The sequence below is a fragment of the Paenibacillus oceani genome, from assembly GCF_014705615.1.
In the GTDB taxonomy this organism is placed as follows: Bacteria; Bacillota; Bacilli; order Paenibacillales; family NBRC-103111; genus Paenibacillus_AB; species Paenibacillus_AB oceani.
In genome coordinates this window covers 79,296-98,359 of the sequence record NZ_JACXJA010000036.1, presented here as the reverse complement: position 1 = coordinate 98,359, position 19,064 = coordinate 79,296, and the positions used below count along the sequence as shown (strand labels likewise).

At 55.6% G+C, this 19,064-nt stretch carries 13 protein-coding genes and 1 other annotated feature; of the genes, 9 read left to right on the top strand and 4 right to left on the bottom strand.

The features are described from left to right. The first annotated feature begins 19 nt into the window (after window positions 1-19). The 5 genes from IDH45_RS23930 to IDH45_RS23910 all read left to right on the top strand — a co-directional run bounded on the left by IDH45_RS23930 (window position 20) and on the right by IDH45_RS23910 (window position 8,715). Window positions 20-1,093, top strand: coding sequence for a sialidase family protein (locus IDH45_RS23930; RefSeq protein ID WP_190930658.1), 1,074 nt, complete (start codon window positions 20-22; stop codon window positions 1,091-1,093). Window positions 1,094-1,178: 85 nt separating this feature from the next. Further along, entirely contained in the window at window positions 1,179-3,044 is a 1,866-nt protein-coding gene (locus IDH45_RS23925; protein ID WP_190930657.1) for a right-handed parallel beta-helix repeat-containing protein, read from the top strand. A gap of 78 nt (window positions 3,045-3,122) precedes the next feature. Continuing rightward, window positions 3,123-3,382, top strand: a binding site (T-box leader). Between the two features lie 55 nt (window positions 3,383-3,437). Then, window positions 3,438-5,099, top strand: a complete 1,662-nt coding sequence (locus tag IDH45_RS23920; RefSeq protein WP_190930656.1) for a glutamate--tRNA ligase — start codon at window positions 3,438-3,440, stop codon at window positions 5,097-5,099. Between the two features lie 164 nt (window positions 5,100-5,263). Continuing rightward, on the top strand, window positions 5,264-7,813 hold the full coding sequence (locus tag IDH45_RS23915; RefSeq protein ID WP_190930655.1) for a PEP/pyruvate-binding domain-containing protein: 2,550 nt from the start codon (window positions 5,264-5,266) through the stop codon (window positions 7,811-7,813). A gap of 38 nt (window positions 7,814-7,851) precedes the next feature. Further along, complete coding sequence (locus tag IDH45_RS23910) at window positions 7,852-8,715, top strand: tetratricopeptide repeat protein (RefSeq protein WP_190930654.1); 864 nt, start codon at window positions 7,852-7,854, stop codon at window positions 8,713-8,715. A gap of 67 nt (window positions 8,716-8,782) precedes the next feature. Here IDH45_RS23910 and IDH45_RS35060 read toward each other — a convergent pair whose 3' ends face one another. Beyond that, window positions 8,783-10,294 carry a diguanylate cyclase domain-containing protein gene (locus IDH45_RS35060; RefSeq protein WP_190930653.1) on the bottom strand — a complete coding sequence of 504 codons (1,512 nt, stop codon included), beginning with the start codon at window positions 10,292-10,294 and terminating at the stop codon, window positions 8,783-8,785. A 234-nt stretch (window positions 10,295-10,528) separates the two neighbouring features. Next, window positions 10,529-12,085: an ABC-F family ATP-binding cassette domain-containing protein gene (locus IDH45_RS23900; RefSeq protein WP_190930652.1), complete on the bottom strand. Its 1,557-nt coding sequence runs from the start codon at window positions 12,083-12,085 to the stop codon at window positions 10,529-10,531. Between the two features lie 326 nt (window positions 12,086-12,411). Between IDH45_RS23900 and IDH45_RS23895 the strand changes: the two genes are divergently transcribed. The 4 genes from IDH45_RS23895 to IDH45_RS23880 all read left to right on the top strand — a co-directional run bounded on the left by IDH45_RS23895 (window position 12,412) and on the right by IDH45_RS23880 (window position 16,781). After that, window positions 12,412-12,618 carry a hypothetical protein gene (locus IDH45_RS23895; RefSeq protein WP_190930651.1) on the top strand — a complete coding sequence of 69 codons (207 nt, stop codon included), beginning with the start codon at window positions 12,412-12,414 and terminating at the stop codon, window positions 12,616-12,618. A gap of 136 nt (window positions 12,619-12,754) precedes the next feature. Next, on the top strand, window positions 12,755-13,447 hold the full coding sequence (locus IDH45_RS23890; RefSeq protein WP_190930650.1) for a response regulator transcription factor: 693 nt from the start codon (window positions 12,755-12,757) through the stop codon (window positions 13,445-13,447). Between the two features lie 37 nt (window positions 13,448-13,484). Next, window positions 13,485-14,582 (top strand): sensor histidine kinase, encoded by a 1,098-nt coding sequence (locus tag IDH45_RS23885; RefSeq protein ID WP_190930649.1) that lies wholly within the window; start codon window positions 13,485-13,487, stop codon window positions 14,580-14,582. A 249-nt stretch (window positions 14,583-14,831) separates the two neighbouring features. Beyond that, on the top strand, window positions 14,832-16,781 hold the full coding sequence (locus IDH45_RS23880; RefSeq protein WP_190930648.1) for an FAD-dependent oxidoreductase: 1,950 nt from the start codon (window positions 14,832-14,834) through the stop codon (window positions 16,779-16,781). 338 nt (window positions 16,782-17,119) lie between these two features. Here the strand turns inward: IDH45_RS23880 and IDH45_RS23875 are convergent, their stop codons facing one another. Then, window positions 17,120-17,950 (bottom strand): sugar phosphate isomerase/epimerase family protein, encoded by an 831-nt coding sequence (locus IDH45_RS23875; protein ID WP_190930647.1) that lies wholly within the window; start codon window positions 17,948-17,950, stop codon window positions 17,120-17,122. A 21-nt stretch (window positions 17,951-17,971) separates the two neighbouring features. Next, on the bottom strand, window positions 17,972-18,961 hold the full coding sequence (locus tag IDH45_RS23870) for a Gfo/Idh/MocA family protein (protein ID WP_190930646.1): 990 nt from the start codon (window positions 18,959-18,961) through the stop codon (window positions 17,972-17,974). Window positions 18,962-19,064: the final 103 nt, after the last annotated feature.

Genomic DNA, 19,064 nt, shown 5'->3' with positions numbered 1-19,064 from the left:
TTTAGGATGGAGGATGGAAATGCCGAATGAAGAGAAAGACTTAGCTTTAGTGGCGCAAGCAGTAGTGCCGGTTACGGACGATCGTTACAAGTCCCGCAGCTGGCAGGGCATTCCCGGTATCGAATGCGCCGGCAACGGAAGGTTGTGGGCGACCTTTTACAGCGGAGGGGACGAAGAAGGGCCTGACAATTATGTCGCGCTTGTCACGAGCGGTGACGGAGGCCGGACTTGGACGGATATCCGCTATGTGGTCGATCCGCCGGGCAAGGTGAGGGCATACGACCCTTGCTTGTGGCACGACCCGTCGGGGCGCCTGTGGCTGTTCTGGGCGCAAAGCTACGGCTGGTACGACGGACGCTGCGGCGTATTCGCGGCGACCTGCGACAATAGCGGCGACGAAAAGGCGGTATGGGGCGAGCCTCGGCGCATCGCGGACGGCATTATGATGAACAAGCCGACCGTACTCGCGAGCGGCGAATGGCTGATGCCGATCGCGGTATGGGCTTGCCAGAGCTCTGATCTGAACTATTTGCCCGAAGAACGGTTCTCCAACGTATACCGTTCGATCGATCAGGGGGTAACGTTCCACAAGCTCGGCTTCGCGGATATTCCGACCCGCGGCTTCGACGAGCATATGATCGTGGAGCGCGGCGACGGTAGCTTGTGGATGCTCGTTCGTACGCTGTACGGCATCGGACAGTCGGAATCCCTCGACGGGGGGCGCACCTGGACGCCGGGAGGACCTTCCGCGCTCGGTGGACCCGACTCCCGGTTTTTTATTCGCCGGTTGCGCTCCGGCAGCTTGCTGCTCGTCAATCATTACGAATCGGAGAAAAAACGCAGCCATCTGACAGCGATGCTGTCCGACGACGATGGCCGAAGTTGGATCGGCAACCTGCTGCTCGACGAACGGAATCGCGTCAGTTATCCGGATGGCGTACAGGCTGAAGACGGACGAATCTACCTGATCTACGACCGCGAGCGCAACAACGATAAAGAAATTTTAATGGCTGTGTTTACGGAAGAGGACGTCAGAAGAGGGGAAATCGCTTCGGACGGCGCGGCTCTGAGGCGGATCGTCAATAAAGCTTGAACGCCGCAGCATGACCGGTTATAACAAAGAACCGTATATCGACTGAAACGGGGAGTGAACGGACACGACGATCAGCAGAAGAGAAATGATCACTTGGATGGGGCTGACCGGTGCCGCGATCGTAACGAGCGGCGTCACGGCGGTGGCGGCGAATGCCGCAGGAGCGGGACCGCTTGGGCAGGAGGAAGCGGCAAGCGGAGAAGTGCCGGTGACGCCCGGCACATCTCATGCTCCGGGATTGGCGACACCTATGCCGGTTTCCGTGCCTGGTGCTATTGTAAATGTTGCCGACTTCGGAGCGGCCGGCGACGGGGCAACCGACGATTCGGGCGCGATTCAGGCTGCTTTTGATGCGGTCGAGCCCGGGGGGATCGTATTTATACCGGGCGGCACGTATTTGTGCGGGATTGCGCCGGGGAACAGCAATGAATGCCTGGCTATCAAAAAAGCCGGAATCCGCGTGTTCGGTACCGGTATCCTGAAACGTGCGCCGAATACGGCTGCATATTTGCTCCGCATATCCGCTGACCGGGTCACGCTGGACGGACTGACGCTTGACGGCAGCCGGGGAGCGGCCGGGATCGCCGACGGACTCGGCACTGGAGCGTCCATTCGTTCATTCGGCCGCACCGGGGGGACGGTCATGAACTGCCGTTTCGTGAACTCCCCCTCCCAGCATATCGATCTCGGTCAAGGCTCGCACCGGTGGAGGCTCGAAGGCAATTCCTTCGAAAACTTTTACCGGTCGGCGATCCAGATCGGTCCGGAAGTTGCCGATACGCAAGGCTGTCATTACAACCTGATCGCGAACAACCATATTAAGGGCGATCTCCCGAATACGGTGCGCGTCTCGAACGGAATCTTCCTTACTTCCAGCGCCACGACCCAGGCTCACGACCTGAAGACATGCGATCATAACGTCATTATCGGCAATGTGGTGGAGGATGTCGCCGACGTCGGAATTGAATCCGGGTACAAGTGCCGGTTCACGGTGATCAGCGACAATACGGTGAAACACTCGTTTAATTCCGGCATACTTGTCCGGGACAACCAGTACACCACCGTGAAAGGAAATACGATCAACTGCCGGACAGGTCATAACGGAACGGTTCGGCAAGGCATCTACATCGACGGCTCTTCGATAAACGGAGATCCCGCTCCGTGGACCTTGGCCTATTGCGTCGTGGAAGGCAATACGGTCAAAAACGGCGAAGTCGGCGGCATCTCCGTCATCGCCGCCCAATATTCGGTCGTTTCGAACAATGTCATTCACGGTGTGTCGAATACGAACGGATCTTCTGGCATCAACATTAAGAGCGGTTTCGTCCGCTGCTTTAACAATATCATCCAGACGTATCAGTTCGGAATCCGGCTCTCGCTCGAAGGCAATCGGCCGCTCTCGAACGTGCTGGAAGCCGCTGCGGTAAAAGACAATCTGATCGAAACTTGCCGGTACGGGGTATTTATGGATGCGGGTTCGGTGCCGATGGAGCTAAGACACGCCGATATCAGCTCCAACCGGATGCGCGGCTTGACCTATGCCCCGATCGCTTCCAGCACCTCGGCTCAACCGGCGGTAACGAACAGCCGGCTTTACGACAATCAGGAGGTGGACGAGCCGTTCAAGATGACTGACACCCAGGCGTCTGCCGGGAAGTTTATTACCGGACTGTCCGGCTTGGAACGGGATACGCCGGAAGCGCCGGGCGACACGGTGCTGCTGTTCGATAAATATGTGGCTGGAATCGTCGTGCTGCGCACCGGCAACAACGAAACCGCCGCCTTCCTGACCGACGGAGCGGGCAGTATAACGCCGATCGCAGAAAGCGCGAATGTCGGAGTGGCGGGCAGCGCCAAAAGCTACAGCTTTGAAGGGAAAGCCGGAGCGTTTGTACTAAAGCGTGCCTCAATCGACCGATTGTTCCAAACCGTAAAAGCAACCTTGCTGTAACACTCCCTTGACGGGATATACGGGGATATGATATTTTGTACGATAATGAAATTGCAACTCGAATCCAGCCTTATATGAACAGACGCGATGAAGAGGAACAGTAATCAACCGACCGGATCGCAGAGAGCCTACTGGGGTGAGACGTAGGCATCCGGAATTGATGAAAGAAGCCTCCGAGTACCGGACCGAAAGCAAGCGGAGTACGTCCGGCGGGAATTCCCGTTACAGAATCGATTGCGGCGCCGTGCATTGATGCAGCAGAGCAGCCGTACGATAAGCGGGTCGTCTTACGGCCAAATTAGGTGGTACCGCGGAAGCCAAAGCCTTTCGTCCTTATGAGGATGGGGGCTTTTTTTGTTTTTCATTTCAACGATCGCGAAAGGATGAATCTTGATGACGACTTTAAACGAGCTCGCCGATTTGCTGTTTCCAAACGTTGCCCGGTCCCCCGAGGATGTGCTTGCGTTATATCCGCCGAGAAATTTGCCGCAAGGCGCGAAAGTGACGAGGTTCGCCCCGAGCCCGACCGGTTTTCTGACGATCGGGGGGCTGTACGCTACGATGATCTCGGAGCGGCTGGCGCGAAGCAGCGGCGGCGTCTTTTACTTGCGGATCGAAGATACGGACAAAAAGCGCGAGGTCGAGGGCAGCATGGCCGATATGATCGAGTCGCTGGCCGCGTTCGGCATCGCGATCGATGAGGGGCCTGCCGCCTCCGGCGAGGAGACCGGCGCGTACGGTCCGTACCGCCAAAGCATGAGAGTGCCGCTGTACCACGTATGGGTGAAGCAGTTGGTCCGGCAAGGTTTGGCTTACCCGTGCTTCTGCACGGAGGAGGAGCTTCAGGCGATCCGCGACAAGCAGCAGGAGCGGAAAGTGACGCCGGGTTATTACGGCGAGTGGGCCGTTCACCGCTTCCTGACACCAGAGCAGGCGAAGGAGGAGCTGGCGGCGGGCAAGCCGTATGTGATCCGGTTGAAATCGCTGGGATCGCCCGTGAGCCGGATCGGTTATACGGATCTGGTTAAAGGCCCGATCGAGATGCCCGAGAACGATCACGACATCGTCCTGCTGAAATCGGACGGTATTCCGACGTATCATTTTGCCCATGCGATCGATGACCGGCTGATGGGGACGACCCACGTTTTCCGCGGAGACGAATGGTTGTCCTCGGTGCCGATTCATCTGCAGCTGTTCGAGGTGCTGGGATTCCAGCGACCGGAATACGGCCATATCGCACCGATCATGAAGATGGACGGAACGTCAAAGCGGAAGTTCAGCAAGCGCAAAGACCGGGACGCCACGGCAAATTATTACCGGAGCCAAGGATATCCGAGTCTGTCGATTAACGAATATTTCATGACGCTGATCAATTCGGATTACGAGCAGTGGCGGATGGACCATCCGGCGGAGCCGTACACCCGGTTTGCGATCGATACGAACAAAATGAACGCCAGCGGCGCTTTGTTCGATATGGATAAACTGAACGATATTAGCAAGGATGTAATCTCGAAGCTAAGTGCGGAGTCCGTCTTCACCGAGACGTCGTGGTGGGCGAAGGCTTACGATCCGGAACTGTGCGGCTGGCTGCGCGAGAATAAAGATTACACGCTGAACATCTTCCGCATCGGAAGAACGCCGGAAAAGCCGCGCAAAGATATGGCCAAGTGGGGAGACGTGAGAAGCTCCGTCGCGTTTTTCCACGACGGCTGGTTTGCGGAGGAGACGGCTGCCGGTTATCCGCTGCCAACGGCAGTCGATGCTTTGACAGCCAGAGGAATCGCAGGGGAGTTTCTGGACCGTTACGATCCGCAGGACGACCGGGACACCTGGTTCGGCAAGGTGAAGGAGATCGCCGAAGCGTTCGGCTTCGCTAAAGATACGAAAGCGTATAAGAAACATCCGGAAACTTACAAAGGGAGCGTCGGAGATGTCGCCGCCGTCCTGCGCTCCGCCTTGTCGGGCAGGCTGAACGCCCCGGATCTGTACGATGTGATGAACGTGATGGGGGAGGAGCGGGTGCGCGCCAGACTGAACCGGTTTGTGCTAAGCTGAGGCTGGAAAAGAAAGGCGACGAAAGGACTAATCGTGGATGGCGTGCTGCCTCCCGCGAGTGTCGCCGGTATGCTTTTTCGCTGTCCGGAGGCACATGTGGTATGATTTTACTAACGGATTGCGGTTAGAACAATAACGCCGACCGGCGGCACGGAGGGGCGCGTATGGACATTCGCGACAAGGCAAGCACGGGGATGACGGGCTTCGATCAGGCGATCGACAAGCTCCGGCTGGGCGACAACATCGTATGGCAGGTCGATTCCGTATCCGACTACAGGAAGATGGTCGAGCCGTACGTCCGTCAGTCGAAGCTCGATAACCGGAAGCTCGTATACGTCCGTTTTGGCGGCCACGAGCCGGTGCTTGAAGCCGATCCGGCCATTGCCGTCTATCCGGTCGATGCGGAGAAAGGGTTCGAAAGCTTTGCGACGGCGGTCCACAGCCTGATCGAGCAGGAAGGCCGCAAAGCGTTTTACGTGTTCGACTGCTTGACCGATCTGCTGCAATACTGGCATTCCGATCTGATGATCGGCAACTTTTTTAAGGTGTCGTGCCCATTTCTGTACGAGCTTGATACGATCGCTTATTTTGCCATCGTCCGCAACGTTCATACGTACAGCACGATCGCGAGCATCCGGGAGACGACGCAGCTGCTGCTCGATTTGTACCGGGTGGGCGACAACTATTACATTCATCCTTTGAAAGTGTGGAACCGATATTCGCCCACGATGTTTTTCCCGCACCGCATACGGGGCCAGGAAGCGGAGTGCATTACGGCGAGCGCGGAGTCGGCCGAGCTGTTCTCCAGCATCCAGCGCGGCGGGGAACGGCTGGACTATTGGGACGTCCTGTTCCACAAGGCGAGAGAGGAGCTGTCGCAACCGCCCGAGCGTCAGGAGGCGGCCAAGCGGATGCTGATGGCGATGCTGATCGGCCACGAATCGCGGATGTTCGAGCTGTGCGACCGGTATTTTACACTGGAGGATATTTTGGCGATCGCCTCTAGGGGAGTCGGGACCGGTTTTATCGGAGGCAAAAGCGTCGGGATGCTGATCGCCAGAAAAATCTTGGAGCGCGAAGGCGGCGAGCGATTCGCTCCGTACATGGAGCCTCATGACTCGTACTATCTGGGGGCGGACGTGTACTATACGTACATCGTGCAGAACGGCTGGTGGAAGCTGCGGACGAAGCAGAAGACGAAGGAAGGTTACTTCCGCTACGCTCCCGAGTTAAAGGAAAAGCTGCTGTGCGGCAAATTTCCGGAGAACATTCAGGAGAAATTCGTCCAACTGCTGGAATATTTCGGGCAATCGCCGATTATCGTACGGTCCAGTTCGTTGCTCGAAGATAACTTCGGCAATGCGTTCGCCGGCAAGTACGACAGCGTATTTTGCGCCAATCAAGGCACGCCGGAAGAGCGGTACGAAGCGTTCGAGCAAGCGATCCGCACCGTATACGCCAGCACGATGAACGAGGATGCGCTGCAATACCGGCTGAACCGGGGACTGTTCGAGCAGGACGAGCAGATGGCGATCCTGGTCCAGCGGGTATCCGGTGACCATTACAACGATTTGTTTTTTCCGCATCTCGCGGGCGTCGGCAATTCCACCAATCTGTACGTGTGGGATAAAAGCATGGATATGGACGCGGGCATGCTTCGTCTGGTGTTCGGGCTGGGGACGAGGGCGGTGGACCGGACGGTCGGGGACTACGCGAAAATCGTATCGCTCGATAACCCGCAGCGCAAGCCGCTCAGCCTGGCCGAAGACTACCGGAAATATTCCCAGCACTACGTAGATGTCATTGCCTTGAAACAAAACACGCTGTCGACCAAACGGCTGGAGGACGTTCTTCCGTACGATCTGAAGGTGGACAAAGCGCTGTTCGCCTCGCCGGACTACGAGACGGCGCTTCGTCTGAGCGAGCTCGGCTACACCGGGTACAAGACGCCGGATATTCTCGATTTCGACAGCCTGCTTACAGGGACCGGGTTTCCCGGCCTGATGAAGGAGCTGCTCGCTTTATTGTCGGGCGTGTACGATTATCCGGTCGATATCGAGTTTACAGCCAACTTTACGAAAGACCGCCGGTTCAAAGTGAATGTGCTGCAATGCCGTCCGCTGCAGACGAGAGGACTGGGCAAATCGGTCCATATACCGGAGCTGACCGACGGGGACGATAGCTTCTTTTCGTCCAAAGGAAACTTTATGGGCGGCAACGTCCGGCTGCCGATCGATTATGTCGTTTATGTCCATCCGCAGGCGTATCTGGACCGCAGCGTGCAGGGGAAATACGAGGTCGCCCGGCATATCGGGTACGTTAACGCGATTCTGAAGCATCGGTATGCGATGCTGATCGGCCCGGGCCGATGGGGAACGACGACGCCGTCGCTCGGGGTGCCGGTTCATTTTTCCGAGCTGTGCCATATGTCCGTTATCGTCGAGACGTCTTCGGTCGAAGCCGGATTTATGCCCGAGCTGTCGTACGGCAGTCACTTTTTTCAGGACTTGGTCGAGTCGGGGATCTTTTATGCGGCACTATTCGACGGGCAGCCGGACGTTGCGTACGATCCGCAGCGCGTCCTCCGGCTGGACAATGCCCTGTCCGAGCTGTCTCCGCAAAGTGCGACGCTGTCGGACGTCATCCATATCGCGCGGACGGCGGGAATGGAGCTATTTTCGGATATTGTGACGCAGAAGCTGCTGTGCAGATAGATTTTGTAAGAAACAAAGAGGAGAAAGGGAGAGTATCCATGCCGCCAATTGTACAAGGGTTGATCAAGCTGGCCCTCGTTGCGGTCGTCATTTTCGCCGCGTTTAAGTTTCACATCGGTGCGGGGATCGGGGTGTTTGTGCTGCTGCTCGCGTTCTGGATCTACAAGAGCCGTTCCGCGATCTATGCGCAGCAGGGGAATGTAGCGTATATGAAGGGCGATATGAAGACGGCGCTCGCCAAGCTGGAGAAAGCGTACCAGACCAAGCCGTATCATCCCCAGCATATCGCAGGCTACGGCTTCCTGCTGGCGAAGGCGGGAGAGACGGATCAAGCGGAGCGGGTGTTAAACGAGGTGTTGTCCGGCCAGCTTTCGAACGAGATCCGGCTGCAGGCTCAAGTGAATCTGGCGACCGTGTACTGGCTGCAGGGCAAGCAAGACGAAGCGCGCGACCTGCTTGAGACCGTGTACGAAACATTTAAAAACACGACCGTGTACGGAAATTTGGGTTATTTCAAGCTGCTGCGCGGCGAGTTGGACGATGCGCTCCGCTTCAACCGGGAGGCGTACGAGTACAACGACGGCGATGTGACGATCCTCGATAATTTGGCGCAAACGTATTATTTGCTCAGCCGATACGAGGAAGCGGCCGAGATGTACGCCAAAGCGGTGGACAAGTCTCCGAAGCATGCGGAGTCTTACTACTATTATGCGTTGACGCTTCAGAAGCTGGGACGTCTTGAAGAGGCGGCCGAGCAGATCGGCTATGCGAAGCATAAGGAGCTTGCGTTGATTACGACGGTAACGAAGGACCAGATCGAAACTCTGGCGAAACAGTTGGAGCAAGAGGTTGAGCCGGAATCGGAGACAGAGCCGGAACCTGTCCGGGACGACGACCGATAGGAGCGCTGCAGACGAACGGCCGCTATGGAAAATGGAACGCACCACCTTGCATGGGGGGCGAGCCTTTCTATAGCGGCCTTGCCGCGTTCTGACGGCGGTCGGCCGCCTGCCAGGAATAGAAGCTGTACCGATTTTTGCCGAGCTCCTTCGATACGTAAAGCGCCGTATCGGCCCGCTTGCATAACGTCTCGACGTCGATGCCGTCATGGGGGGCCAGCGATATGCCGATACTGACCGAGATGCTCGCTTTCTCAAGCGGAGAGTGCCGCTTGAGCGGTCCCCGGACCGCTTCAATCAGCTGTACCGCCGTATGTTCCGCTTCCTCCTTGCTCGCCGAAGGCATAAGGATGACGAATTCGTCGCCGCCAAGCCGCACGGCGGCATCTCCTTTGCGAAGGACGGAGCGGATGCTGTGGGCGACCCGCTTCAGCAGCAGATCGCCGGCATCGTGACCGTAATCGTCGTTAACCGATTTGAAATTATCCAAGTCGATCATAAGCAGGGCGAGCGTATCTCTGTTATCCGCCAGCATCGATTCCAGCAGCTCCTCGAAAGCCGCGCGGTTGTGCAAGCCGGTCAAGCTGTCATGAAAAGCGAGATGCATCGGCCTGGCCACCCATCTGGAGATAATAAGGGCCAGAACGACCGTTACGAACAGGACGGCGATCAGCTGGACGATGAACGTCCTCCGGTTTTCCTGCAGGAAAGCCTGCAAGTCTTTGTCGTTGTATATCATTTCGAGCACTTTCGTCTGCGTGGAACCGCTGTCGTACTTGGAGTCGTAGTTCACATAACGGTAGATCGCCGGCAGCCCTTGCCAGTCGCCGCGAAATTCGCTCGTTTGTCCGGTTGTGAACGTTTTCTCGAACGCATCCCTCCGCGAACCCGACAGCTTGCTGGCGTCGGCCAGCTCGCCCAAAGCGTGGCCGCCCATATTCAGCACGTTGATCTCGTAAAAAGAATCGTCCTGGGCTACGAGCTCGTTGATCGCCTGGAAGAAGTTGAAATGCTGGTAGATCATACTGTCCTGCAGCGTGTAGCCGAGCTGAAATATATACCTTTTGTCGGGTGTCGACATATAGCTGTATTTTTTTAAAATGCCGGTGTTTTGCTCGAGATCGATTCCGTCATGATAAAATTCGCCGGTGCTCCGCCGCTCCTTCAAAATGGCGGCCAGCTTGCCGCAGCAAGCATTAAAGTCCAGTCCGACTTCGTCCCGCAGGCTGCTGTAGACGATTACATCGTTCTCGTCGATAATGTGGATGTCGTAGGTAAGCTCTTTCTTCAGCGCTTCCAGATCCCAACTGCTTACGGACGGAGCGTTCTCATATTGGTTTAGCAAATAAACGGTGCTTTCCCGCATCTTGGCGGCTATATTCTCGCCGAGCACGTAATACGCTTTCTCCATCGATTCCAGCGCGTACTTGACGGTTTGCTCGCTTTTCCGGACTTGCTCCGCTTTGCCCAGACGGGCTTGATCTTTCAGACGATAATGATCCATCAGGGCGATCGCGACGGACAGCGCCATCGCGAAAATGATCATCACGACCGTCAATTTCATCCTAAACCGAGATTTCACAGAAATACCTCCGTCACAAGCCCAGATGTCGCGCGTCGAATAAGGATATATATTCCACATGAGTTGACAATTACCTCTACGTCCGGACGCCGAAATCCGGGGAAACGGCCCGATAATTGCGGCGCTCGAATTAGGGTTGACTTTCTGGATTGCATCGTTCAGCGGTTCTGCCTGCGGAGCAAGCGAAAAAAAGCGTTCCGGGCCGCCATCGAGGCGGACCGGGACGCTTATCCGTTACAGCAGCTTCGTCGTCCATGATTCGCAGTTCCAAACCTCGGTCGCGACGTCGCGGTAAAATTCCGGTTCGTGAGAGATTAGCAGGATGGTTCCTTTGTAAGCTTGCAGCGCGCGCTTCAACTCATCCTTGGCATCGACATCGAGATGGTTCGTCGGCTCGTCGAGCACGAGCAGGTTCGTCTCTTTGTTGATCAGCTTGCATAGGCGCACTTTAGCTTTCTCGCCGCCGCTCAGCACGTCGATCCGGCTCTCGATATGTTTCGTCGTCAGACCGCATTTGGCGAGCGCCGCGCGGACTTCGAATTGCGAGAACGAAGGAAATTCGTTCCATACCTCGTCGATGCAGGTCGTGCTGCCCGATCCCTTCATCTCTTGCTCGAAGTAGCCGATATACAGATGCTCTCCAAGCTCCACCGATCCGCCAAGCGGCTGGATCTCGCCGAGAATGCTGCGCAGCAGCGTCGTTTTCCCGATGCCGTTCGAGCCGACGAGGGCGATCTTCTGGCCGCGTTCCACGCGCAGATCCAGCGGCCGCGACAGCGGTTCGTCATAGCCGATGACTAGACCTTTCGTCTCGACGACCAGTTTGCCGGACGCTCTGGCGTCCTTGAAGCGGAATTCCGGCTTCGGCTTCTCCTTGGCCAGCTCGATGACGTCCATCTTGTCCAGCTTCTTCTGGCGCGACATCGCCATGTTGCGGGTCGATACCCGGGCTTTGTTGCGGGCTACGAAGTCTTTCAGATCGGCGATCTCCTGCTGCTGCTTTTTGTAGGCCGACTCTAACTGCAATTGCTTCGCTTCGTGCTGCTGCTGGAAGACGTAGTAATCGCCGACGTAGCGGCTGAGCTCCTGATTTTCCATATGGTAGATCAGGTTGATGACGCTGTTCAGGAACGGAATGTCGTGAGAGATTAGAATAAAGGCGTTCTCGTATTCTTGCAAATACCGCTTGAGCCACTCGATATGCTGCTCGTCCAAATAGTTCGTAGGCTCGTCGAGCAGCAAGATGTCCGGCTTTTCGAGCAGCAGCTTCGCGAGCAGCACTTTGGTCCGTTGCCCGCCGCTGAGGTCGTGAACGTCTTTCTCCAGACCGATATCCTCCAGACCGAGGCCGCGAGCAATCTCTTCGACCTTCGCGTCGATCATATAAAAATCGTGATTGGTGAGCGCGTCCTGGATCGTGCCGACATCCTCAAGCATCTTCTCGAGCTCCTCGGGTGTCGCTTCGCCCATCTTCTCGTACATGCCGTTCATTTCCGCTTCCATCTCGAACAAGTAGGCGAATGCCGTCTTGAGCACATCCCGGATGGTGAGCCCTTTCTGAAGCACGGAGTGCTGGTCCAAGTAACCGACGCGGACCCGCTTGGCCCATTCGACCTTGCCTTGATCCGGTTGCAGCTTCCCGGTAATAATATTCATGAATGTCGATTTGCCCTCGCCGTTAGCGCCGATCAATCCGATATGTTCGCCCTTGAGCAGCCGGAACGACACGTCGCGGAAAATAGCGCGGTCGCCGAAGCCGTGGCTTAAATTTTTGACGGTCAGTATACTCATTGTGCACCTTTTTCATTATAGTAGTAGGGGAGGGGAGTCTTACACAGGGTCATTCATCGTCTCGCAAGAAAAGCTACCTCTTACGCAGGGTGATTCATCGTGGTAATACATCGATTATAAGCTTTTCTTATTATAGTCCGAGCATGAACCGAAACTCAACCGGAAACTATAACTGAAAAAGAGGTTTCGGTGTCTGAGCGCATCTTGCCGCCAAACCGGCGCTGCCGCCCCGGTTCACAAAATATTTCTTCCCCCGCGCTTTACATTCCGGGCTTACGCGATACAATAAGGGTAGTTCGAACAGGAAAAAACGGAGGCGGTACAAGGTGAATATAGGAATCGTTGTAGCGCTGATTGCGCTGATTGGGTTTGCCGCCGTCGCAACAGTGCTGATCGGTTTGTCCAAGCAAAACGTCGAAGGGAATCCCGATTACGATAAAAAGATCGGTAAAAATACATTAAGACTGACGCTGATTTACGCAGTTGCCACGATCGCGGCTGTGCTCGCCTTTATTTGGTGGTATGTGGGGTAAGTCTGACAGGGTAGCAGAGAGCGGTTTACAAGAGAGATGGGGGCTTTCTCCGAACCGGGAGAGAGCTTTTCGTTTTTTTGCGGCCGGTTACGAAGTGGAGCTTTACTTTGTGGAGATGGGTTGCGGGAGGGTGCGTATGCGGGGCGGAACGATTTTGCTTGTGGACGACGAGAAAGAGATTATGGGTCTGCTGGAACTGTATTTGAAAAATGAAGGCTTCAACCTGCTTACGGCAAGTGACGGGGTGGAGGCTCTGGAGCTGCTGAACGCGAACGACGTCGATCTGATCATTCTCGACGTAATGATGCCCCGGATGGACGGCATTGAGGCGTGCATGAAAATAAGAGAGAAACGGCAAATGCCGATTATTATGCTGTCGGCCAAAGGCCAGGAGATCGACAAAATTATGGGGCTCAGCATCGGGGCCGACGATTACGTCGTTAAGCCGTTCAGCCCGCTCGAGATGATGGCCCGCGTCAAATCGCAGCTGCGCCGGTACCGGCAGCTTACGGCCGCCTATAGAAGCAACGACAACGAAATCGTTATCGACGGACTCGAGATTCAGGTACTCACGCATAAGGTGACGGTTGATCAGCAGGAGGTTCGCTTAACGCCGCGCGAATTCGCGATCCTTCACGTTCTCGCCAAGAATCGCGGTCATGTGCTGAGCATGGAGCAAATTTACGAGACGGTGTGGAACGAACCTTTTTACGAGTCGAACAATACGGTCATGGTGCATATCCGCAAAATCAGGGAAAAAATCGAACGCGATCCGAGCAGCCCCCACTATATCAAGACGGTATGGGGAATCGGATACAAGATCGAATGAACGCACGGGATTGCGGTCAGACTGGAGCGGGACGGTTATGAAAACCAAGTTTATTTATACGGTTCGCTGGAAATTTATGTTTGCCTTCATGCTCAGCGCAGCGCTTTCGGCCTCGACCGTGCTGATCGCTTACCGGCTGCTCCTGGTTCTGGTCTACGTGAAGCCGTTCGCTGCTCCGATCGGGTGGGTTGTCCGCGAGATCGGCTCCGCTCCGGTTATGGTTGTCGTGGGCGCGATCCTGTTCCTGGTCTTCTTCTTTCTGTTCAGCCGCAAAAGCATCGGTTACCTCGATGAGATTACCCGCGGGCTTCAGGAAATAGCTAAAGGCAACCTTGACTATAAAATCGTCACCAAATCGTCGGACGAGATGGGGGCGGTCGCGGATCATTTCAACCAGATGACGGAAAAGCTGCGGAAATCGATCGAAGAAGAGCGAGATGCGGAACGGACGAAAAGTGAGCTGATCACCGGGGTATCCCACGACTTACGTACGCCGCTTACGTCTGTGCTCGGCTATCTGGAAACGATCGAGAACGACCGTTACAAGGACGAGGTGGAGCTGCGATATTATACGAGTATCGCCTACGAGAAAACCAAAACCTTAAAGCGGCTGATCGATCACCTGTTCGAGTATACGTCTCTGAGCGGCGGAGGGATGGAATTGGAGCTGAAACGGGTGAATCTGATCGGTTTCCTGAAGCAGTTGGCGGAGGAGTTCATCCCGGCGCTGACGAAAGCGGGCATGTCCTGCCGGCTCGTTACCGAAGAAGACCGCGTGTACATTCAAGCGGATGGCCATCAGTTGATGCGCGCCTATGAAAATTTAATCTCGAACGCGATTCGTTACGGGAGCAAAGGGAAATTTGTCGATATCCGGATCGGCAAAACGGACGGCGAAGCGGTTGTAGAAATTGTCAATTACGGCGAGCCGATTCCCGAGCGGGATTTGTCTTATATTTTCGAACGGTTTTATCGCACGGACGTTTCCAGATCGTCGCTGACCGGAGGGACGGGGCTCGGGCTGGCGATTACCAAAAGCATAATCGAGCTGCACGGCGGACGTTTATCCGCACGCAGCGGACGGAGAGAGACTGTGTTTGAAACGGGCTTCCCTCTGGATCGATCCGGATCATAAGCAGATTAGACGGAAGACCGCAGGAGGTCTTCTTTTTTTGCGCCAAAAAAGGTCGTTTGGCAGCGGGAAAGTCGCCTTCGGGCTCTGCGAACATCTTAATTTTTATTAAGAATCCCTTAAGCGGCCGATAAGCGGCCGAACAAAAACGGTTAAACTTTGTCCGCTATACTGGTCAGCATACATCGAGGAAAGGAGTAAATCGCTTTTTACGTAATTACCGAAATTCTAATGATAACGGTGAGGTGCTACATGTCACGCAAAGGGTTGATTATCGCAGCGATAGTGCTGGTCGTATTCCTCGGAGGAGCCGCAGGGATCTACTACAGCAAGGGGAAAGATCCGGCACGGGCAGGAGGGGCGGACGATGCGAATGATGTAAAAAGAGAACCGGTAAAAGTGCATTCCGTGGAAAAAAGGAAAGACAGCTACGACTTGATTGTCGTCGGTACAGACCCGGAAGGGATCAGCGCAGCCGTCTCTGCGGCGCGCAGCGGACTGAATACGCTGCTTGTCGACAGCTACGGCCGCGACGTGCTGGGCGGACTGATGACGGTCGGCTGGCTGAACAGCATCGATATGAACTGGGACAACACCGCGGCTTCGATCCCGGGCAAAGGAAGAGATCATTTCAACAAAGGGATATTTACCGAATGGTATAAAAAAACGGAGGGCCATTCCTTCGATGTGACGACGGCTGCCAATGCGTTCAATGATATGGTCCGGGCCGAGAGCCGCATCGATCTGGATATGAAGGCGGCCGACGTGGAGCCGATCGTTGCCAAGGAAGGCGGAACGGTCCGGATCGAGGGCGTCACGATCACGGGAACCGATGGAACGAAGCAGGAGGTTCGCTCGAAGGCGGTTATCGACGCTACGCAAGATGCGGATATCGCCGCTGTGGCGGGAGTTCCTTTTACGATCGGACGCGAGGATCTGGGCGATCCCGATTCGCGGATGGCCGTGACCGCCGTATTCCGGCTGAACCATATCGACGACAAAGCTTGGGAACTAATCGCCAAGCGGCTGAACGGAGACGGCGACAGCAATACCGGAGTCAGTGACATGTCGGCATGGGGCTACGGCGACGAGATGAAAAAGTATGTGCCCCTAAATAAAGAACAGACGAAAATGCGCGGCTTGAATATCGGCAGACAACTTGACGGCACGATTCTGATCAACGCGCTGCAAATATTCGGAATTGACGGATTAAACCCGGAATCGAGAAAAGAAGCGCTGGAGATTGCCCGTGAGGAAGTTCCGAACGTAGTAAAATTTCTGCAGACGTTCGAAGAGTTCAAGCATGCCGAGCTCGATGCGATCGCTCCCGAGCTGTACGTCCGCGAGACGCGGCATATGAACGGTCTGTACCGGCTGAGCGTGATCGACTTGCTGGAAAACCGCGATCAATGGGACCGGATCGCGTTCGGTTCTTACCCAGCGGATATTCAAAGAACCTCGGTGTCGGACAACGGCGCGGTCGTCGTACATCCGCTCCAATACGCCGTCCCCTTCCGCAGCATCGTTCCGCAAAACGTAGACGGTCTGCTGGTCGTAGGACGCTCGGCCAGCTATGACACGCTGGCGCACGGAAGCGCGCGCGTGATTCCTACGGGCATGGCCGCAGGCGAAGCGGCGGGTGCTGCGGTTAAACTGGCGGTCGAGCACGGAGTTGCATTCCGCAGCATGGCCGAGTCGAAACCGCTGATCGCCGAGCTTCAAAAACGGCTTAACGACCAGGGGATGGACCTGAAGCCGTATACGCTGCAGCCTCAGCCCTATATGAAGCATAAAGCGTATGCAGGGCTGAAAGCGGCCGTTTATACCGGGATTGCCGTCGGTTCTTACAATAACGAAGCGTTTCTGCTCGACAATCCGTCGAATATGCAGCGTATGGTGAATCAGGTTCATCACATCCGACGCATGAACCCGGACTCTTTTCAGGGCGATCCGGCCCAGGCTGTAAAAGGCGTGGAGGAGCCCGCGAAAAAACCGTTGACGCTGCAGCAGGCCAGCTACACGATTGCCAAAGGAATCGGACTCGATGCGACGATCGACACGGCTCAGGACGAACTGGCGAACCGGAAGCTGTTATCGCCATCCACCGTCAACCTGATCGGAAATCCGGAGAAATTGACGGACGGTGATGCTTATATGATGCTGAAGGATGCGATTGAAGCGCTGGCAGGCGTTACCTTTTAGATTCGAAAAAGAAAACCGTCACCGGTGTTTGGCCGGTAGACGGTTTTTGTCAATAGATCACAATAATATTCTTCACTGTATTAAAGCGAAGATGAGCCCGGAATTTAAGCTAAACGATACTCTAACGGACATGGTGGAAGCTATTTCGCTAAAATACAGTTTTTTTAAATGTAACGGTCACCACAGCACTTATTTACTCCGAACCACCTCTAAAAGTAACATTTCTCACTAAATAGTTGCATCCATGTCCTATAGAAATCAAATGGATCGAAATTCATCACAATAACGGCCTCTGTGTCCGTTAGAGTTTGTGATGCAAATCGCCTTTATTTCATCATTCAAGCGGGACGGCCCTGGATGATCGCATCCAACTGGCGCGCCGTGTCATACACTTGCTGCAGCGGACTGGACGAGTAGATGCCGATCTCCGCCGTCAGCGTGTCCGCGTAGTCGATCTCCTTCAGCGCCGCGACCACTTCCGGCCAGTTGACGTCGCCGCCGAGCAGCGGGACGAAGCCGCCTCCGTTGCCGACCGACGTTTTGAAATCTTTAACGTGGACTTTTACGATCCGGCTGCCGAGAATGCGAATCCAATGCTGCGGGAAGCCGTACAGCAGGATGTTTCCAACGTCGAAGTAGACGCCTGCGTAAGGGGAATTCAGCGTATCGATATAGGTTCGCATCTCGAGAGGCGAGAGCAGAAACTTGTTCCAGACGTTTTCGATTCCCATCTTGACGCCGCGTTTTTCCGCTTCCGGAACGAGTTTCTGCAGCTCGCTCAAGCTTCGTTCGTAGCAATCGTCGTACGAAGTGGCCGGATTTACGACGCCGGGAACGACCAGTACCGTATCCGCTCCGATCCGCTCAGCAAGGTCGAGCTGCTTCGTCACGACGCTCCGTCCTGTCGCCCGCATGTCCGCGTCGGCCGACGAGAGCGGGCTTCTCCCCATCAGGGAAGTCGAGATGCTGCGCAGCTGGATGCCGTTCTCCCGTGCGAGCTTGGCGATCTCGTCCGCTTCGCCGGGAGTCGTTTCCATCGTCAGTCCGACTCCTCCCGGCGGGTTGATGTTCAGTTCTACGGCATCAAAGCCCGCCTCGCGGCTAACTTGGAACAATTTCGGCAGCGGGGTGCCTTCAGGAAAACACCATTGGTTGACACTTTTTAGCATAACGGGTTCCTCCTTCTCGCCTTACACTTGAGCCGTGCTGGCGGAGATTGTGACGGCGCGCCCGGTGGCGGCCGATTCGTTGGCGGCGAGCGTCGCTTCGAGCGTCGCTACCGCTTCGTCGTAGCCGCCCAGCACGAGCTCCTGGCGGCCGGTCCGCACCGCTTCGATAAAGGCGCGGTCCTGCTCCAGGTAAAAGTCGGTGTTATATTTCTCATCCACATTCAGCTCGTTGTCGACGATGCGGAGCGCCCCGCCTTTGATCGTGACGTAGAAATCGGAGCCGATCAGCTCGACGTCGCCGCGCCCGAACTTCTTCGACATGCACGCAGTGCTGAACGAGCCGACTGCGCCGGACTGAAGCGAGAACGAGATGATGCCGACGTCCGGAATCGTAGCGTCCGGGAATTCCTTCAGGATGCTGCGCTGCGCATAACGCGCATGTACCTCGTGGAAATCGCCGACCAGGTAACGGATCAGGTCGACCTGATGAGTGGACTGCTCGACGAGCTGTCCGCCCGATTTGTCCATTTTGCGGAACCATGGAGTTCCGGGCAAGCTGCCGAGCCGGTAAGACAACACCATGTCGACCGATTTGTCTGCGAGATATTCTTTTGCCTTCTGGACGGATTCCAGGTAACGCAGGCAATAACCGGAAGAATGAATGATCCCGGATTCCTGAATGATTTTGCTTTTGGAACGGACAACCTCCATGTTGAGACCGACCGGCTTTTCCGATAGCAGGTGAATGCCTTTGCGGGCGGCGGCTTCCTCGATTCCGTCTCTGGCGAAAGGCGGCGTGCAAATAAATACCGCGTCCACCGCACCCGATTGAAGCAACTGGTCGGCGCTGTCGAACACTTGCGCTCCGTATTGCTCCCCGACCTGGCCTGCCCGCTCGGCATTCAAGTCAAATACGGCGGTAAACTCGGCCTGCTCCAGCTTTTGCAGCGTTTTCATATGATGCTCGGCCATTCCTCCGGCTCCGATAAAACCGACTTTCACTTTGCTCATGTGGGAAATCCTCCTTAGGGACGATGGTTACACGAACAAGGATAGTGGATATGCCCGGAAAAGTATTTATTCAAATGGAACCGGAATTTACGCAAAAAAACGG